Source organism: Corynebacterium striatum (genome assembly GCF_016728105.1).
In the GTDB taxonomy this organism is placed as follows: domain Bacteria; phylum Actinomycetota; class Actinomycetes; order Mycobacteriales; family Mycobacteriaceae; genus Corynebacterium; species Corynebacterium striatum.
In genome coordinates, this window is record NZ_CP068158.1 from 2,625,009 (window position 1) to 2,643,607 (window position 18,599).

General features: G+C 59.9%; 15 protein-coding genes. 8 read left to right on the forward strand and 7 right to left on the reverse strand.

Translation table 11 applies throughout. The features are described 5' to 3' along the window. Positions 1-3: 3 nt before the first annotated feature. Complete coding sequence (locus tag I6I72_RS12255) at positions 4-990, reverse strand: alpha/beta hydrolase (RefSeq protein ID WP_236592634.1); 987 nt, start codon at positions 988-990, stop codon at positions 4-6. Between the two features lie 359 nt (positions 991-1,349). On the opposite strand from I6I72_RS12255, the gene mqo reads away from it, so the two are divergent. Next, positions 1,350-2,852 carry a malate dehydrogenase (quinone) gene (mqo, locus tag I6I72_RS12260; RefSeq protein ID WP_049145698.1) on the forward strand — a complete coding sequence of 501 codons (1,503 nt, stop codon included), beginning with the start codon at positions 1,350-1,352 and terminating at the stop codon, positions 2,850-2,852. A gap of 82 nt (positions 2,853-2,934) precedes the next feature. Here mqo and I6I72_RS12265 read toward each other — a convergent pair whose 3' ends face one another. Together I6I72_RS12265 and I6I72_RS12270 are read right to left on the reverse strand one after the other, a co-directional pair. After that, the gene (locus tag I6I72_RS12265) at positions 2,935-4,254 is read right to left on the reverse strand and encodes a protein adenylyltransferase SelO family protein (protein ID WP_201807072.1); all 1,320 of its coding nucleotides are present in this window, start codon (positions 4,252-4,254) and stop codon (positions 2,935-2,937) included. A gap of 53 nt (positions 4,255-4,307) precedes the next feature. After that, a complete protein-coding gene (locus I6I72_RS12270) occupies positions 4,308-5,123 on the reverse strand; it encodes a PhzF family phenazine biosynthesis protein (protein WP_201807074.1) in 816 nt (271 codons plus the stop codon). Between the two features lie 38 nt (positions 5,124-5,161). Between I6I72_RS12270 and I6I72_RS12275 the strand changes: the two genes are divergently transcribed. After that, the gene (locus I6I72_RS12275; RefSeq protein ID WP_193391037.1) at positions 5,162-6,481 is read left to right on the forward strand and encodes a DUF4921 family protein; all 1,320 of its coding nucleotides are present in this window, start codon (positions 5,162-5,164) and stop codon (positions 6,479-6,481) included. A gap of 15 nt (positions 6,482-6,496) precedes the next feature. On the opposite strand, the gene yaaA is transcribed toward I6I72_RS12275, so the two are convergent. Continuing rightward, positions 6,497-7,243, reverse strand: coding sequence for a peroxide stress protein YaaA (gene yaaA / locus I6I72_RS12280; RefSeq protein ID WP_005528947.1), 747 nt, complete (start codon positions 7,241-7,243; stop codon positions 6,497-6,499). A 31-nt stretch (positions 7,244-7,274) separates the two neighbouring features. Between yaaA and I6I72_RS12285 the strand changes: the two genes are divergently transcribed. Beyond that, entirely contained in the window at positions 7,275-9,050 is a 1,776-nt protein-coding gene (locus tag I6I72_RS12285) for a proline--tRNA ligase (protein WP_046645296.1), read from the forward strand. Between the two features lie 439 nt (positions 9,051-9,489). Here the strand turns inward: I6I72_RS12285 and I6I72_RS12290 are convergent, their stop codons facing one another. From I6I72_RS12290 to I6I72_RS12300, 3 genes are all read right to left on the reverse strand, one after another. Continuing rightward, a complete protein-coding gene (locus tag I6I72_RS12290; protein WP_201807076.1) occupies positions 9,490-9,825 on the reverse strand; it encodes a transglycosylase family protein in 336 nt (111 codons plus the stop codon). A gap of 213 nt (positions 9,826-10,038) precedes the next feature. Beyond that, positions 10,039-12,018 carry an MMPL family transporter gene (locus I6I72_RS12295; protein ID WP_005528953.1) on the reverse strand — a complete coding sequence of 660 codons (1,980 nt, stop codon included), beginning with the start codon at positions 12,016-12,018 and terminating at the stop codon, positions 10,039-10,041. Between the two features lie 70 nt (positions 12,019-12,088). Beyond that, positions 12,089-12,964, reverse strand: coding sequence for a hypothetical protein (locus I6I72_RS12300; protein WP_049158772.1), 876 nt, complete (start codon positions 12,962-12,964; stop codon positions 12,089-12,091). Between the two features lie 50 nt (positions 12,965-13,014). Between I6I72_RS12300 and rimP the strand changes: the two genes are divergently transcribed. The 5 genes from rimP to rbfA all read left to right on the forward strand — a co-directional run bounded on the left by rimP (position 13,015) and on the right by rbfA (position 18,598). After that, positions 13,015-13,581 (forward strand): ribosome maturation factor RimP, encoded by a 567-nt coding sequence (rimP, locus tag I6I72_RS12305; RefSeq protein WP_049063469.1) that lies wholly within the window; start codon positions 13,015-13,017, stop codon positions 13,579-13,581. Next, positions 13,578-14,594, forward strand: a complete 1,017-nt coding sequence (gene nusA, locus I6I72_RS12310; RefSeq protein ID WP_005528959.1) for a transcription termination factor NusA — start codon at positions 13,578-13,580, stop codon at positions 14,592-14,594. Before rimP ends, nusA begins: the two co-directional genes overlap by 4 nt. 104 nt (positions 14,595-14,698) lie before the next feature. Next, complete coding sequence (locus I6I72_RS12315) at positions 14,699-14,998, forward strand: YlxR family protein (RefSeq protein WP_080972394.1); 300 nt, start codon at positions 14,699-14,701, stop codon at positions 14,996-14,998. A gap of 162 nt (positions 14,999-15,160) precedes the next feature. Further along, on the forward strand, positions 15,161-17,986 hold the full coding sequence (gene infB, locus I6I72_RS12320; RefSeq protein ID WP_201807079.1) for a translation initiation factor IF-2: 2,826 nt from the start codon (positions 15,161-15,163) through the stop codon (positions 17,984-17,986). Between the two features lie 168 nt (positions 17,987-18,154). Further along, positions 18,155-18,598 carry a 30S ribosome-binding factor RbfA gene (gene rbfA / locus I6I72_RS12325; RefSeq protein WP_034656829.1) on the forward strand — a complete coding sequence of 148 codons (444 nt, stop codon included), beginning with the start codon at positions 18,155-18,157 and terminating at the stop codon, positions 18,596-18,598. The last annotated feature ends 1 nt before the right edge of the window (position 18,599 follow it).

Here is an 18,599-nt window from a genome sequence, read left to right on the forward strand (position 1 = left end):
GTTTTAGAGCACCGTGGGTAGCCATTCGTCGACTACTCGAAATGCTTCGTTCCGGATCGGCTCGCGAGATAGGAAAACATCATGACGAGCTCCTTTAAGCGGGCGAAGGGTGTAATGAGAGCCAAGCTCTTTGGCCCATTTTTGTGATTGTTTGACGTCAATGACCGCATCGGCGTAATTGAGCTCTTCCGAATATGGAGCTGAGAACATCGACTTTGTTGAGGTGAGTGTGAGGATCGGTACGCCGACATCAACACGGCCAGAATGAATAATGTCGAATCCCTTGAATACTGCGCGTGCCCAGCCGATGTATTTCTTATGACCGCCCAACGGCTTCTTTTCAAGGTCGTAGTCCCATTCGCCGTAGCGGCTGGCATGGATCGAATCGCCAAAGGCGGTGAGATTGCCGCCGTGGAGCGCAATATGTGGGGTGACCTTGCCGAAGAAATAGAACAAAGGCTTCGCGGCCTTGAAGGCGAGGGGTGGAATGCCCATCATGTCCAGCCATGGGCTGTTGAGTACTAGCGCTGCGATTCGTTCGTGTCGAGCGGGGTCGGTGCGACGCAAGGCATCGAGCCACAGCGGCACGATTATGCCTGCTGTTGAATGCGCAACCATGATGACCTTTTGCTGCGGCAGGGCATCGAGAGCGGCATTGAGGTCCTTCTCGTAGAAGTGCATGTCGGAGATGTAGTGCCACTTTTGGTGGGGTTCGTGAGAGCGTCCGCACTTACGCAAATCTAGTCCATAAAATGCATAGCCTTTGTTGTGAAAATGCTCCGCTACGTGTTTATGGAAGAAGTAGTCGGTCATGCCGTGCACCCAAATCATTGCGACACGGTCGCTGAGATCCTCGTTATCTGGGTTGTAACGGATCAATGTGGCGTGGACGTCGCCTTCGCCGTCAGGATCCGCGCCCAAGGGCAGATCCGCGGCCATAAATCCTGGGCCCAGGATGTCATCAGTCCATTGCAAGGTTGACTCAGTCATACCGACCAGTTTAGGCATACAACGCAAATCCGGTGTTGCGGTGGCGTAGTGATGTGGCTGGGGAGATTTTCACCGAAGGAGACAAGATGCGTAGGGGGCAGCCGCGTGTGAAAACCGGACTTTTTCCCGCATACGGAATCCCCATTTTGATGCTAAAGGCGTAAGGTGGGTAGGTAATGCGTGACGCGTCCCTTGTTATGTGCCGTTGCCAGAGATGCTGTGCTTGTGTTTAAGCCAGCATGTTTAAGACAGCGGAGCGTAAAAGGTAGGCGAAAACGTGCAACGCTAGAAGACTGCGTTCGACGGCTCTGGGCTGTTCGAGCGAGTGATAATTTTCAATCTGAAGAGGTAATAGCAAGGTGTCCTCCGACAAGAAGACAGCACAAGTTGTAGATGAGGTAGATGTAGCCCTCGTTGGCGCAGGTATCATGAGCGCCACCCTGGGTGCCATGCTCCGTGAGCTGGAGCCAAGCTGGACCCAGATGGTTTTCGAGCGTCTCGACGGACCTGCACTTGAGTCCTCCTCCCCATGGAACAACGCTGGTACCGGCCACTCTGCTCTGTGCGAGCTCAACTACACTCCAGAGAAGAACGGTCGCATCGACGTTTCCAAGGCGCTGGGCATTAACGAGAAGTTCCAGGTTTCCCGCCAGTTCTGGGCACACCAGCTCAACAACGGCATCCTGACCGACCCAAAGGCTTTCATTAACCCGGTTCCGCACGTTTCCTTCGCTCAGGGATCCATCCAGGTTGATTACCTCAAGCGTCGTTTTGATGCTTTGAAGGACAACCACATGTTCCCGAACATGCAGTTCTCTGACGATGACGCTACCTTCCAGGAAATGCTGCCACTGATGTCCAAGGGCCGCGACTTTAACTCCCAGAAGGTTGCTATCTCCTGGACTGAAGCAGGTACTGACGTAAACTTCGGCGCCCTGACGAAGCAGTTCTTCACCGCTGCTAAAGCCGCCGGCACCGAGATCCGCTACGGTCATGAGGTCGTCGACATTAAGCGCGATGGCTCTACCTGGAAGGTCTACTCCAAGAACCTGCACACCGGTGACTACACCGTTGTCCGCGCGAAGTTCGTCTTCGTCGGTGCTGGTGGATACGCTCTTGACCTTCTGCGTAAGGCTGGCGTTCGCGAGGTTTCTGGTTTCGCAGGCTTCCCGGTTTCCGGTCTGTGGTTGCGCGCTAAGAACCCTGAGCTGGTTAAGCAGCATCACGCCAAGGTTTACGGCAAGGCTGCTGTGGGCGCTCCTCCAATGTCGGTTCCGCACCTTGATACCCGCGTTATCGACGGTGAACAGGGCCTGCTCTTCGGCCCATACGGTGGTTGGTCCCCGAAGTTCTTGAAGAAGGGTTCTTACCTCGACCTCTTCAAGTCCATTCGCTTGGACAACATTCCTTCCTACTTGGGCGTTGCAGCTCAAGAGTTTGGTTTGACCAAGTACCTGGTTTCTGAGGTCCTCAAGGACTTCGACAAGCGCGTCGAGACCCTGAAGGAATACGTTCCTTCCGCAGACCCAGCAGACTGGGAGACCGTCATTGCTGGCCAGCGCGTTCAGGTCATCAAGCCAGCAGCTGCACCGCACTTCGGCTCCCTCGAGTTCGGCACCACCCTGATCAACAACCCAGAGGGTAACATCGCCGGTCTGCTCGGTGCTTCCCCAGGCGCTTCCATCACCCCGGCCGTCATGGTCGAGTTGCTGGAGCGTTGCTTCGGTGAGCACATGATTCAGTGGGGCGACAAGATCCAGGAAATGATTCCTTCCTACGGCATCAAGCTGTCCAAGGACAAGAAGCTCTACAACGAGATGTGGGACTACACCCAGAAGACCCTGAAGCTCGACCAAAAGTAAGCCATTCCGGCTGCTTCACAAGCGCACCCCACCACATTACAAACGTAATTGGTGGGGTGCGCGGCGTTCCGCCCCAGCTGCCTTAAGTGCCGCAATAAGTCAGGTAGCCCTCGGTATCACCGGGAGTTTCAAATTTTTCGTTCGGCTGCCTTGGATGCGTGACTGCGTGGAGGAACTCTTGGAACAAATCCAAGTCCAGCAGGGCCGCCTCAACATTGTGTGGACGCGGAATGACGCGCGGCAGCGGAGGCACCGCAGCCGCCGCGGCGCCTGAGACGCGTTTGCGGTAGTCCTTGAGGAAAGAAGTGTCGGGCGCATCTGTGCAATCACGAAGCAGGTGGTCCAGCGCATCAGGCTCACCATGCAAAGCCTTGGCCAGGCCCTGATTAGCAAGAGTGAAGTCAGCACCCGATTGCGCCAGCGCCGCGAAGTACTCGCCACCCTCTTCGAAGCCAAAGCGCTGCTGGAAGTCACGCTTGCGTTGGTCCTCGAAGCGCTTGTAGAAGCCATTGATGGTTTCTTGGGCATAGGCGATAGCGGCGTCGGGGGAGGCGTCGAAAAGCGGCAGCATGCTCTCCGCCAGCCGGGCGAAGTTCCACCCGAGAATTTCTGGCTGATTGCGAAAGCGGTAGCGTCCCTGCGCATCGATCGAGCTAAACCACGTGTCAGGGTCGTAGGACTCCATGAAGGCACACGGCCCGTAATCGATGGTCTGGCCCGAAAGCGTGGTGTTGTCGGTGTTCATCACGCCGTGAATAAAGCCCACGTGCTGCCACGCGGCAACGGTAGCGATTTGTGCGTCCATCGCACGCGAGTACAGCTCTTTGTAGTCGCTGCCGGGATAATGCCGCGCGATGGTGTAGTTGGCAAGGTCCTCCAGCTGGCCGGTTTGCGCAGCGTAGTGGAATGAACCGATACGAATGTGGCTGGCAGCCACGCGCACTAAAACGCCTGCTTCCTCCACCATCTGGCGCTGGATCTTGCGGCCGGTAGAAATAACCGCCAGAGAGCGCGTCGTAGGAATTCCCAGCGCATGCATGGCTTCCGAAAAGAGGTATTCGCGCAGCATCGAGCGTAAGGTGCCGCGTCCATCAGAACCAAGGCGCGAGTACGGGGTGGGGCCAGTGCCCTTGGTATGGAGGTCCCAGCGGCCAGATTCGTTTTCTATCTCGCCGAGCAACAGCGCGCGGCCGTCCCCCATCGTGGGGTTGAACTGCCCGAATTGGTAGCCCGCATATGCCATGGCGTGGGGTTGCTCATCGGTGCTGCGGCCCAGCAAGAACTCAATGCCCGCTGGGGAACGCAGCCAGTCGACGTCCAGCCCAAGCTCGGCGGCCAATGCCTCGTTCACGATGACTACCTGCGGCTGGGGCTGTTCCTCGCCGCGGCTTGGGCGGACCATCCCCGGCAGGCTGCGAGCGAAAGTATGGGAAAGCTCGAAAGGAATCTTCACTCCTATGACTCCAGTTCGCCGCGCACTCGAATGTGGATGGATCCGCCCACCCAGATGTTCGCGCCGTCGTCAGCAATGTGCACCAGGCCATCGCGTCCTAACTGGCTGCCCTGGCGCGCGGTGTAGCGAGCAGGAACGAGCTCGCGCTCACGCATGAATTGCGCGGCACCGCCGTTGAAAGAACCGGTGACTGGGTCCTCAAATTTACGGGTGAAGGCACGAACTTCGTAAAGGGGCTGGCCTTCGGTGGGATTGGCCGCAAGGCCCACCACGCCGACTTTGATATCGCGGGAGTAAGAGGGACGCAACGCGCGCACGGTGTCCGCATCGGCGAGCTGCACGAGGCGCCATCCCGGGCCGTTGTCCACCCATGCGGCATCAACGATGTCGTCGCTGCTCACCCCCAGTGCATCTGCTGTCTCCGCGAGTTCTGATTCGCCGAGCGCACCCGAGCGCTGGAGCTCCGGCGTGGCGAAGGAGAAGACGCGATCCTCTTGCTTGATACGCACTAAACCAACACCGCACTCTTGGACCAAGTCGCCTTCCTTGCCAGTGAGCTCAGCGAAGACGCAGGCTGTGCCAAGCGTTGGGTGCCCAGCAAAAGGAAACTCCTCGTGCGGCGTGAAAATCCTGACGCGGTAGTCCGCATCGGGGGTTGTGGGGCGCAGCAGAAAGGTCGTTTCAGAGAAGTTGGTCCAGTTGGCTATGTGCTGCATCTGTTCGCTGCTGAGCTCATCAGCACCGGCAATGACGGCTAGCGGATTGCCAGAAAAGGCAGTGGTGGCAAAGACATCTACTTCGAAGTACTCGTGACGCATGGCCACCAGCATACGGGTCTGGGGCTATCCTAAAAGGCATGAGCGAAGCACTCTTTAGCCGCATCGAACCGATCCAAGTGATGGCTGACGGAACCGTCAAACAGGTCAACCCTTTTTCCGGCACTGAAGTGTGGACCGTACCCGGCAGGGGAAACCGTCCGTTCTCCCACGCCCCGGAGAGTCCCGAGCCCCTAGCAGTAGGGGCGCATACCTCCACGTGTGCGTTTTGCTCCGACCGCAAACTTGATACCCCGCCTGAAAAGTCACGCATCCTAGGCTCCGGCGAGGTGCTCCGTGGCGTGGGCGCAGCGGACCTGGACCATACTGAGCCTGCGTTTCGTCGAGTGCCCAATCTCTTCGAGATCGTCTCCTATGACTACTGGACCGCGAACTACCAGTACAAGATGGATGACGAGTCGGCCGAGCGAATGCACGCCTATATCGCCGACCCCGCAGGCCGCGAACACGTTCTCAAGACCGTACGCACCAAGCTGAAAGCCGCGGGCAAGGACGCTGAGGTGAGGGAGGAGGAACTGCTCGCGCAGGCCGGCTGCTTCTTCGGCGGTGGGCACGACGTCATCATTGGCTCCCGCCACTTTGTCGACGGCGCTACGGATGACTCGCAGCTGGCGTCCTCAGGCACGCTGAGCCCAGACGAGCACTTCTTGCTGACTTCCTTTACCGCGGACTCCATGCGGGATCTCTACGCCCGTAACCGCTATGCCGATTACGTAGTGGCCTTTCAGAACTGGCTGGCACCCGCCGGAGCGTCCTTCGAGCACCTGCACAAGCAGCTCGTCGCCATCGATGACCTCAGTATGTCTGCCATGCGGGAAAATGACATCCTGCGCTCGCATCCCAATATGTACAACGATTGGGCCGTGGGGTACGCCGCACAGCACAACCTGGTTATCGCTGAGAATGACTACGCGGTGCTCTTCGCAGGCTTTGGTCACCGCTATCCCACGCTGGAGCTCTTCTCCAAGTCGAGGCACTGCGCCCCCTGGGAGCAAACCCCGGGTGAGATCCGCGGAATGTCAGACCTCATGCACGCCGCACACGCGGCCGTGGGCCCAGATGTTGCGTGCAATGAGGAATGGCACCACAAGGCGCCTTCGGTTGATGTGGCGCAACCGTGGCGCGTCATGATTAAGCTGCGCGTGTCGACGCTCGCCGGTTTCGAGGGCGGTACCAAGGTCTACATCAACACCATTTCTCCGTGGGACCTGCGCGACCGCATCGTTGACTCAATGTACAGCTTGCGCGAGCGCGGGAAGCTGGCTTCGGGCATCGCGATTGCCACCGAGTGCCGGCTGGAGCGCAACAGCCTGCGCTATCTCTCATCTCGCCAAAGCTAGACCGCTTGTCAAAAGCTAGACCACGAGAGTGAGTTCGAGCTTGCCCGGCTGCGGGCCCTCGACCGTGAGGCCTGCCGCCGAGGCGATTGCTGCGACGTCGTCAACGGCGTAGGCATCAGCGGGGGAGAGCGCCAAGATTCGTGCCAGCTGGCCCTTGTAATGCTTATTGAAGTGCGAGACGACCTTGCGCGAGCCATCCTCCTGGACCGACTCCACGCGAATGGTGACCGCCTGTTTAAACTTGCCCAGCTGTTGGTAAGTGCCCGAGCGCATGTCCACGACGAGCTCACCTGATTGCGCAACCTCAGCGAGTTGCTCCGTGATGGCCTTCCCCCAGCGCGATTTCAACGTCGGCGTTTCGCCGTCCTTGGTCGGCAGCTTCGTTCCTCCGGAGAGGCGGTAATGCGGAATCATGTCGCTGGCGCGGGTAATGCCAAATAATGCGTCGCCAATGGCGAGCCGAGCGCGTGCGGCAGGCGGCAACGTGGCGGCATCGAGCGCGTCGTAAAGCACGCCCGTAAAACGCTCAATCGCGGGCATCGTGGGAGAGGCGAAAAGCTCGGTGTTGGATTCTGCTTCCGGCCGCAACTTCTCAGAGATACCGAGCACCTCGAGCGCCTTGTCGACGTCGAGTTGTGCCAGGTCCGCGGCTATGTCCTGGCGGACAGGATTGAGCGCGGGGAAAGAAAGCTCGTCCCAATTCAGTGGGGCGCCGGTGCCGCCATGGGCCTTTGTTTCAGAAGGTGGGAGGAGAATGAGCATAGGTAAATACTAGCGATGTAGAGTGCTAAGCATGATTACTCGCCTTTCAAATCTCTTCCTTCGTACTCTGCGCGAAGATCCGGCAGATGCCGAAGTCCTCAGCCACAAGCTTCTCGTTCGTGCAGGATACGTGCGCCGCGCCGCGCCGGGCGTGTACACCTGGCTGCCGCTGGGTCTGCGCACCCTGACCAAGATTGAAAACATCGTGCGCGAGGAGATGAACGCCATTGGCGGCCAGGAGATGCTCTTCCCGGCACTTCTGCCGCGCGAGCCTTACGAGCTGACGGATCGCTGGACCGAGTACGGCGACAACCTCTTCCGCCTTAAGGACCGCAAGGGCGCTGACATGCTCCTCGGCCCAACCCACGAGGAGATGTTCGCGGGTGCCGTGAAGGACATGTACTCCTCCTACAAGGACTTCCCAGTTACCCTGTACCAAATCCAGACCAAGTACCGCGACGAGGAGCGCCCGCGTGCGGGCATCCTGCGCGGCCGCGAGTTCGTGATGAAGGATTCTTACTCCTTTGACATGACGGACGAGGGCTTGGACGAGTCCTACATGCGCCACCGAAAGGCTTACCAGAACATCTTTAACCGTCTGGAGATTGACTACGCCATCTGTAAGGCAACGTCTGGTGCCATGGGCGGCTCTGCTTCCGAAGAGTTCCTGGCTGTTTCCCCGGCAGGCGAGGACACCTTCGTGCGCGCCACCGAGGGCGATTATGCGGCCAACGTTGAGGCAGTGGTGACCCCAGCTCCGGAGGAGACCCCGCTGGAGGGCCTTGCTGAGGCTAAGGTTTACGAGACCCCGGATTCTGAGACCATTGACACCCTGGTGGAGTGGGCGAACTCCGAGGGCATTCAGGTTAATGGCCGCGCTGTGACCGGTGCGGACACCCTGAAGTGCATGGTCATCAAGGTTGCTCACCCTACGGTCAACGACGGCGAGACCGAGAAGGGGTGGGAGCTGGCTGCAGTTCTCATCCCGGGTGACCGTGCGCTTGATGAGAAGCGTTTGGAAGCTTCCCTGGAGCCTGCCGAGTTTGAGCTGGCTACGGATGAGGACTTCAAGGCAAACCCATTCCTGGTCCGCGGTTACGTAGGCCCGCGTGCTCTCAACGCCAATGGCGTCAAGGTTTATGCGGATCCGCGCGTGGTGAAGGGCTCCTCCTGGATCACCGGTGCGGATGAGAAGAACCACCACGTGGTGAACTGCGTGGCTGGCCGCGACTTTGAGGTCGACGAGTTCATTGAGGCAGCTGAGATCAAGGAAGGCGATCCAGCACCAGGTGGCATGGGTACCTTGACCCTGGAGCGCGGCATTGAGCTCGGCCACATCTTCCAGCTGGGCCGCAAGTACACCAAGGCTTTCGACGTCCAGATTCTGGACGAGAACGGCAAGCGCGCCGTTCCGACCATGGGCTCCTACGGCATTGGTGTTTCCCGCATGATGGCTGTTCTGGCTGAGCAGCAGGCGGATGAGAAGGGCCTGCGCTGGCCTGTCGACGTCGCGCCGTTCCAGGTACACGTCGCCGTTGCGAACAAGGACGCCGCTGCACTTGAGGCAGGTCAGAAGCTGGTGGAGGATCTGGATGCTGCGGGCATTGAGGTGCTTTTCGACGACCGCCCCAAGGTTTCCCCAGGCGTGAAGTTCAAGGATGCTGAGCTCCTCGGTATGCCGTTCATCGCCATTCTCGGCCGTTCCTTCGCGGACGGAATCATTGAGCTGCGCATCCGCGGCGGCGAGACCCTTGAGGTCCCAGCCGATGAGATCGTAGACAAGCTCCTCGAGCTCGTGCGCGGTTGAGTCGTTCTGTTAGGGTGCGCTGTTAGCGCGTGCTGTTAGGGTGCGCTGTTAGCGCGTGCTGGTAAGGCGCAGGTACCGCTGCATGTAAATAAGGCTTCCAATCTTGTGATTTGGCGGCCTTATTTGCGTATATAGGTACCTGGCAGCTGGGGCCTCACCGGCTGCGCGGGTTCGCGGGGCGTTTCCGAGTGGGGGCGGTTTGTGGGGTGCTGCTTCTGGGTGCGGTGCGCGGGGTTGAGGCGAGCCGTTAGAGGGCGAGTACCGCTCTGTGTAAATAGGGCAGCTGTTTGCCGTGTTTTAGGGGGCCTATTTGCATACAGAAGTACGTTGCTGGGATACAAAGCGGTGGGTTGCTGGGAACACACTAAGGCCCTGCGCTCTAGCTGCTTTCGTGAAGCCTGCTAGAGGGCAGGGCCTTATGGCACGTATGGGTGTGGCTTTAGTAGCCGCCGACTGGGCCACCGCAGTTGGGCCAAGCGCCAGCGCCCTGGGCGGCAAGCACCTGTTCAGCAACAGCGATCTGCTGCTCCTTGGTGGCTTGGTCTGCGGTCGGTGCGTACTGCTGTCCGCCGAATCCTGACCAGGTTTGGGCGCTGAACTGGAGGCCGCCGTAGTAGCCGTTACCAGTGTTAACCTGCCAGTTGCCGCCGGACTCGCACGCTGCCACCTGGTCCCACGCGGAGACCGGTGCGGCGTTGGCTGCCGGGGTAGCCAGTGCTGCGACGCCCATTGCGGCGGCAGCGGATAGGGTTGCAAACTTCTTCTTGGAACGCATTGAGAAAGTGCTCCTTCTCTTTGTGTCTTCTAAAGGTCTCAAGCCGAACACCCGGAATATCCACGCGGTATCTACACGATCTACACGCGGTATCTCCGGTGAGTTCATGACCGTCCAAGGTAAAAGCTGCGGTGGTGCACATGCAATGAAATGCACCGTAGAATCCCCTGAGGTTTTGCTGGCCGCGTGCAGGGGATTCCAAGGAGGGGGGAGCTAATCCGCATCGTGCTTTTCTGCGAATGGGTGCGCAGGCCACCAGAACTTCTCGCCGAGGATCTGCACCACCGATGGGACCAAGACAGTGCGGACGATGAGGGTGTCCAGAAGCACGCCGATGAACACGGTGATGCCCAGCTGGGCCAGAACCACCAGCGGCAGCACGCCGAGTGCAGCGAACACTGCCGCCAGCAAGATACCGGCAGAGGTAATCACGCCACCTGTTGCTGAAAGCGCCGTCAAGATGCCGCGGCGGGTGCCAATCTCACCGGCGTCCTCCCGGGCGCGGGTGATGAGGAAGATGGTGTAGTCGATGCCCAATGCAACCAAGAACACGAAAGCGAACAACGGGGTGTTGGACGCGAAGCGGTCGAAGCCCAGCAGGTAGTGGGAGAGCCACCACCCCAGGCCGATGGCCGCCACGTTGGTCAGCAACACGGAAGCGACCATGATGACCGGTGCCAGGAAAGAACGCAGCATGATCACGAGAGCGCCAAAGATGAGGGCCAAGACCAGCGGGAAGATAATCTTGCGGTCCCGCTCCGCGGCTGATTCCTCATCAACCAGCTGCGCATCGGCACCGCCTACGAGCACGGCGCCATCGGCGCGCTCACCTTGGTGGTCGCCGAACTTCTCACGCAGCTGTAGGAAGTCCGCGCCGGAGACCTGCAGGAGGCTCCATCCCTCAGCGCTGCCTTGTTCCTGCGCACTAGCACCCATTGCCTCGATGTCCCTGGTGGTGCCAGCCGGATCCTGGGTTGCTACGAGCGGCGGGGTAGAGGACTGATCAGGGAAGGCCTCCTCGAGGGCCTCGCCTGCGCTGATGGATTCAGGGGTATCGATGAACTGGTCCGACTGCGTAAGACCCGTCGAGGTCTGAAAGTAACCGATGGAGCAGATAGCCAGGATGAGCAGCGACACCGCAGCAATACGCTTCGGAGCCTTGGCCGCGAGTCCGCCAATCTTGTCCCACAGCTTGTGATCCGGAGTATCGCCTTGCCGCGGACGGCGTGGCCAGAAGATCCAGCGGCCAAAAGCAACCAGAACGCCAGGCAGCGCGAACATAGCGAACAACCAAGCCACGAAGACGCCCACCGCAGCGGCCGCACCGAGCCCCTGCGTGGTTGGGATGAGGGAAAGCAAGAGGCAGAGAACGCCCAGCACCACGGTTCCTGCCGAGGCCGAAACGGTTTTCAGCGTCGGTACCCATGCGCGCGCCATGGCCGCGTAGCGGTCCGAGGTAGAGGTCAGTTCGTCGCGATAGCGGGAGATAAGCAGTAGTGCGTAGTTGGTGCCCGCGCCGAAAACAAGCACGGACAAGATGCCCGAGGTGGACTCGTTCCACGTCACGCCGAATGCGTCGAGAACGTAAGTGTAGACAGTCGCGGCCACACGGTCAGCGACACCGATGACAAGCAGCGGAAGCAGCCACAGAACAGGGGAGCGGTACGTAACAATGAGGAGCACCGCCACAATGCCCGCGGTTACTGCCAGAAGCATAAAGTTGGCGCCTTGGAAGACACCCGCGAGGTCCGCCTTGATTGCAGCAGGGCCGGTGACCTGGGAGGTCACGCCCTCTGGAAGATCAGCAGCGGCGTCCTCGCGTAGCTGCGTGACCTTGTCAGCATTCTCGGTAGGCGTACCCGCCTCTACCTGAACCGGGACGATGGCAGACTGCCCATCCTCGCTCGGGATGAGCGGGCCGCCGAGTTCCTTTGCCACACCACGCAGGGCATTGACATCGAGTGGCTTATCCGAATCAAAAAAGACGATGGCAGCTTGCGCTGACTCGCCCTCGGATTCCTGCTTGGAGATCTCCTCCTGTAGCTGGGCCACCGTGGTGGAGTCCATGTCCTTGGGCAGCGAGGCAGTCGAGGACTCAGGTTGGTCGAGGCCGCCCAGGCCGATAGCCCCGATAGCGAGGATGACGAGGACGAGCGCTAGCCACCGAAAGTGGCGCATCTTTTGAGAATTCACTTACGCCACTTTACGAGCTACCCAATGTACGGGGTTAAAAGATAGCGCGCTGACAGGGTGCTTGGATGCTCTAGAGACCGCGTGATTGAGCGGCGACGGCGATGAGCCAGTTGCGCCATGCCACGCGCTCCTCGCCTTCGGCGGTGGGGGCGGCGGCCTTCGAAGCGGCATCCTCCCACTTCAGAGTGTCATTCCACCCCAATTTGTCCACGTAGCTCTGGGCCGAAGAAGCGTCGGTGGGAAGAGCGACGCCAGCAACTGCCGTCGGTTGATAAGCCACCGCCGGTTGCGGAACCTTAGCGACTTCCCCGATTGCGCCTTGCAGGGCCTCAATGCGCTTTTCGTGCAGCGACAAACGGTTGTCGATGTCTGCTTCCATCTCCGGTGATGCATAGCTGCGCGCGAAGTCGAGGCCGAAGACTTGCTCGTACTCCCAGTTCAACAAGCTGGTAGCGCTTTCCAGATCTGCTGCCTCGAGCTCCGGGATCGCGGGCAACTCGGCGCCGTCCCAGGCATCCAAAACAATGGCCTGGTTGGTCACTAACGCGCGGGACTCAGAGCTGACTTCGCTCAACGCGTCACGGGTGCGATGCGCAGCTGCGTTGAGGGTTTTAGCCACATCGACGTCGGAAAGCGGCGCGTCAGTCGTGCGCTCTACCGTGCACGAGCGGGGAGCGTTACCTTCGTTATTGAGGCCGCACAGACGCTTCACCTCCGCATAAAGTGCGTCGGCCTGGTCAGCGCGCAGGGATGAAGCATTGGCGTCGACATCGGCAAGATTCTGGGCATCATTGTCCGCGCTGCGGGCGAGGGCTACTAGAGTCTCGTCGGGCCGAGGGCCAAAGTAATCCACGACGGAGTCCACGGCCTGGCACCCGCTCAACGCGGGCACGAGTGCTGCAAGTGCGGTGAGGGTTGCGATGGGGGTCAAGGCGCGGCGATTCACTCAAAAGACCTTACACGCAACAGCTGGGCGCAGCAGTTAGGCTAGAACGCATGGCTTTTCCAGATGCAGCACAACTTACTGAACTACTCCAGCCACTGCTGGAGCCCCGCGGACTCGATGTGGAGGACGTAAAGACCACCAAGGCTGGTAAGAAGTCCCAGGTTATTATCCGAATCGACGGCGACCAACGCCCAAGCTCGGACGTTTTGGAGGACGTCTCCAACCAGATTTCTGAATTCTTCGACGCCAAGGAGGAGTCCGGTGAACTGAACTTCGGTGCCGGATACACCCTGGAGGTCTCCACGCCTGGCGTCGATCTGCCACTGACCGCGCCCCGTCATTGGCGCCGCAACCGCGGGCGTCTGGTCGCTTTCGAGCTGACCCCAGGCAAGAGCGAAGTGGCGCGCATTGGCGCACTTTCCGACGACGCTTCTTCCGTAGCGCTCATCACAACGGTGAAGAAGGACGTGTACTTTCGCATCGAGCGATTGGAAAATATTGCCCGCGCGGTGGTAGAAATTGAGTTTGCTAAACCTTCTGCTGCTGAGCAGGAGGCAGCGCAACAGACGTTTGAATACGCCGAGCAGAACTCGGCAACCCGAGAGGATGAAAAGTGAATATTGATCTAGAGGCACTCCGTACGATTGAGTCTGAGCGTGGCATCCAAGTAAAGGATCTGCTTGAAGCAATCGCGGGTGCCTTGTTGTATTCGTACCTGGATTACCGCGAGCAGTCGGCTGCGGGTAAATCCGAGGGAACCAAGTCCCGCGTTGATATCGATGCAGACACCGGTGCGGTCACCGTCATCGTCACCGAATCTGATCCGGAGACCGGCGAGGTCATCAGCGAATATGATGACACTCCAGAAAACTTCAGCCGCGTCGGCGCCCAGGCCGTGCGTGAGGCAATCATCCGCAAGCTGCGTGAGGCAGAGGCTGAGGTAACCTACGAGTCCTACTCCGAGCTGACCGGCCGTGTTGTATCTGGCATCGTGCAGCGTGACGTGCGCGCCAACGAGCGTGGCGTGGTTGTGGTTCAGCTGGGTACCGAGCTGGATTCGCAGGATGCCATCCTGCTGCCAGCTGAGCAGCTACCAGGTGAAAAGCTCGAGCACGGTGACCGCATCAAGGCTTACGTTGTAGGCGTGACCCGCAACGGTGCACAGGTGCAGATAACTTTGTCGCGTACCCACCCGGAGTTGGTGCGCGGCCTGTTCGAGCTTGAAATCCCTGAGGTGGGCGACGGCGCCGTGGAGCTCGTTGCTATTGCCCGCGAGGCTGGCCACCGTTCGAAGGTGTCCGTCATCGGCCATGCCAAGGGGCTTAACGCCAAGGGAGCCTGCATTGGTCCACGTGGCGAGCGCGTCAACAACATCATGCGTGAACTTGGTGGCGAGAAGATTGACATCATTGACTACAACGAAGATCCTGCGGTTTACGTTGGCAATTCTTTGGCACCGTCGAAGGTGGTTCGCGTCGAGGTTGTTGACCCAGATGCGCAGGTCGCACGCGTAACCGTGCCGGACTATCAGCTGTCTTTGGCCATCGGTAAAGAAGGCCAGAACGCACGCCTGGCCGCGCGCCTGACCGGTTGGAAGATCGACATCCACTCGGACGCTGCACAGGACTAAAAGACCTAATTAAGGATCTGCCGCATTTTCGCGTAAGCTAGATAGCGGCCCACATGCAGAAAAGCTGGGGCGTTTTTCAAGCGATCGTTTATGTAGGGAGTTGGATGTCACCTCGACAACCACACACAAGGCTCCGTACGTGCATCGCTACGCGCCGCCGCTTTCCTGACACGCAGCTACTGCGGATTGTCGTTGATAGCGCCGATCCCACTGGCCGCCGTGTCGTGGCAGATCCACTTCGCCGGCTTCCCGGAAGGGGAGCTTGGATTACCCCGGATCTCACTGCATTAGAGCTGGCGGAGCGCACCCGAGCCTTTCGACGCGCGCTTCGGTTATCCACTGACGTGGATACAGGTCACGTACGTGAGTACCTGGAAACGCAGGCGAAAGTTGGCGCAACCTAGGTGCATTCGTGGAGGCACCGCGCTTCCACGAGGCAGAGTTAAAGGAAGACCGAACACTGATGAGCGCACAACGATGAAGCATCAGCGATGAAAGTCCATAGCCATTAACTAGGGGTCAAGCCACACTGGCCTTGGCTCCTAGTCACAATCACAAGGAGACAAGTGCCCGGAAAGCTACGTGTTCACGAGCTCGCAAAGCAGCTCGGTGTAACCAGCAAGGAACTACTCGCCACGCTCAAGGAGCAGGGCGAATTCGTTAAAACCGCATCTTCGACCATTGAACCCCCAGTGGTGAAGAAGATGCGCGCCCACTATGAGGCGCAGTCCGGCGGAGAGAAGCCATCCGGCGATCAGCCTGCCAAGGCGGCAGCGGCTGACAAGGCCGCAAAGCCTGCAGCTAAGACCTCCGCAAAGCCAGGCGCAGCGGCGTCTGCACCAAAGCCAGGTGCGCCGAAGCCAGCAGCTGCCAAGTCCGGTGCTGCAAAGTCCGCGCCAAAGGAAGCTGCACCGACTGCAAAGGCCGAGGCTTCCCAGAAGCCTGCCGCTTCTGCAGCTAAGCCAGGTCCGAAGCCGGGCGCATCGAAGCCGGCTCCGAAGGCTCCACAGAAGTCCCAGGCAAACGCAGAGGCTAAGTCAGCACCGAAGCCGGGCGGCGAGCGCCCGACTCCGGGTAACTCCATGCCTCGTCCGATGCCGAAGCCAGGCGGCTCCCGCCGCGTGGCCAACAACCCGTTCTCCACTGGCGGTGCCGGTGGCGACCGCCCAGGACCTCGTCCGGGCGGTTCCAAGGGCCCACGTCCTGGCGGCAAGCCAGGCGATAACCGTGGTGGCAAGGGCGGCGGACGCTCCGGCCAGGGTGAAGGCAACCAGCGTCAAGGCCAGGGGCAGGGCGGGGGACGCCGCCCATCGCCGGCCATGATGCCTTCGCATCCGAACCCGGCAGCCATGCCATCTAAGTCCTCCAACGGTGGCGGCGGTGGCCGTGGCCGCGGTGGGCGTGGCCAGGGTGGACCAGGCCAGGGCGGCCCGGGCGGCTTCCGTGGTGGCGGTCGCGGCGGTCGTCGCGGCGGCACCGCCGGTGCATTCGGCCGTCCAGGTGGCGCACCACGCAGGGGCAAGAAGTCCAAGCGTCAGAAGCGTCATGAGTTCGAAGAGCAGCAGAAGCATGAGGTAGGCGGCGTACGTTTGCCTGACGGCAAGGGCCAGACTGTACGTCTGCGCCGAGGTGCATCTTTGGCTGACTTCGCTGAGAAGATTGGTGCAGATCCAGCAGCATTGGTACAGGCTCTGTTTAACCTCGGTGAGATGGTCACCGCTACCGCCTCCGTTTCCGAGGAAACCCTGCAGCTGCTCGGCGCCGAGATCAACTACGACGTTCAGGTCGTCTCCCCAGAGGACGAGGACCGTGAGCTGCTCGAGTCCTTCGACCTGCAGTTCGGTGAGGACGAGGGCGGCGAAGAGGCTCTTGAGAAGCGTCCTCCAGTCGTTACCGTCATGGGTCACGTTGACCACGGTAAGACCCGCCTTTTGGACTCCATCCGTAAGACCAACGAGCGCGAGGGCGAGGCCGGCGGCATCACCCAGGGCATCGGTGCATACCAGACCACCGTTGAACTGGAAGATGGCGAGCGCACCATCACTTTCCTGGATACCCCGGGTCACGAGGCGTTTACCGCTATGCGTGCGCGTGGTGCAAAGTCCACCGACTTGGCAATCTTGGTTGTCGCAGCGGACGACGGCGTCATGCCGCAGACCGTTGAGGCTATTAACCACGCCAAGGCTGCGGACATCCCAGTCGTGGTTGCTGTTAACAAGATCGATAAGCCGGAGGCATCCCCGGACAAGATCCGTGGCCAGCTCACCGAGTATGGACTGGTTCCGGAGGAGTACGGCGGCGATACCATGTTCGTCGACATCTCTGCAAAGCAGAACATCAACATCGATGGTCTGTTGGAGGCAGTTGTCCTGACTGCCGATGCAGCTCTCGAGCTGACTGCTAACCCAGAGATGGACGCACAGGGCGTAGCCATCGAGGCTCACCTCGATCGTGGCCGTGGTCCAGTTGCCACTGTCATCGTTCAGCGCGGTACCCTCCGCGTTGGTGACTCCATTGTCGTCGGTGACGCTCACGGCCGTGTCCGCCGCATGCTCGACGAGTTCGGCAACGACGTCGAAGAGGCAGGTCCGTCCCGTCCGGTTCAGGTCCAGGGCCTCAACGGTGTGCCAGGCGCTGGCGACAACCTCCTCGTGGTCGAAGACGACCGCGTGGCCCGCCAGATTGCTGCACAGCGTGATGCTCGCAAGCGTTCCGCTTTGCAGGCAAAGGCTCGCAAGCGCGTCTCTCTCGAGGATCTGGATGCAGTTCTCAAGGAGACCTCGACCCTCAACCTCATCCTCAAGGGTGACAACGCCGGTTCGGTGGAAGCCCTAGAAGATGCGTTGTTGGACATCGAGATCGACGACGAGGTACAGCTCAACATCATCGACCGTGGCGTCGGTGCTGTAACCCAGACCAACGTCTCCCTGGCAGCGGCTTCCGACGCCATCATCATCGCCTTCAACGTTCGCGCTGAGGGTAAGGCAACTGAGGAAGCTAACGTCGAGGGTGTGGATATCCGCTACTACACGGTTATCTACCGCGCCATCGAAGAGGTCGAGGCTGCTCTCAAGGGCATGCTTAAGCCAATCTACGAGGAGCGCGACACCGGTGCTGCGGAGATCCGTGCGCTGTTCAAGTCCTCCGCCGTCGGCACCATCGCGGGCTGCATGGTCACCGAGGGCAAGGTCAAGCGCAACGGCAAGGTCCGCATCGTACGCGATGGCAACGTCATCACTTCCGACGCCAAGATCGAGTCCCTGCGCCACGAAAAGGACGACGCAAACGAGATCAACGCCGGCTACGAGTGCGGTATGGTCCTGTCCTACCCGGACATCCAGGTGGGTGACCAGATCCAGGCCTACGAAGAGGTCGAGGTTCCGCGTACCTAGTCCGCAAGCGGAGTAAATAGAATCGCCAGGTGTTTCCCCGATGGGGGAAGCCCTGGCGATTCTATTTGCAGCTTCTGCTGCAGGACATGGATGCGGAGTAATGTAAGATGAACACGGTTTTATAGATCTTGGTAGAGATCGCTAGTTCGACGGAGAAGGAGTTGCACCATGGTTGACCACGCGCGTGCTGCACGAATGGCTAAGCGTATTCAGGAAATCGTGGCGAGTGCCATCGAACGCGAGATCAAGGACCGTCGCCTCGAGATGGTGACCATCACCGATACTCGCGTCACGGGTGATCTCCACGATGCCACCGTTTACTACACCGTGCGCGGCAAGGACATCGACTCCGAGCCGGACTTTGACAAGGCAGCAGAGGCACTCAATCGCGCGAAGGGCCAACTGCGCAAGATTGTGGGCGATCAGCTCTCCGTGCGCTTTACCCCGACGCTCGCCTTCGAGGTCGATACCGTTCCGGAGGCTTCCGCCCACATGGAGGATTTGCTGGCGCGCGCCCGCGCCCGCGATGCGGAGCTTGCCAAGCTGAAGGCCAACGCGAAGCCCGCTGGAGACGCGAACCCATACAAGGATTCCGCTCGGGAAGAGGCCTAGG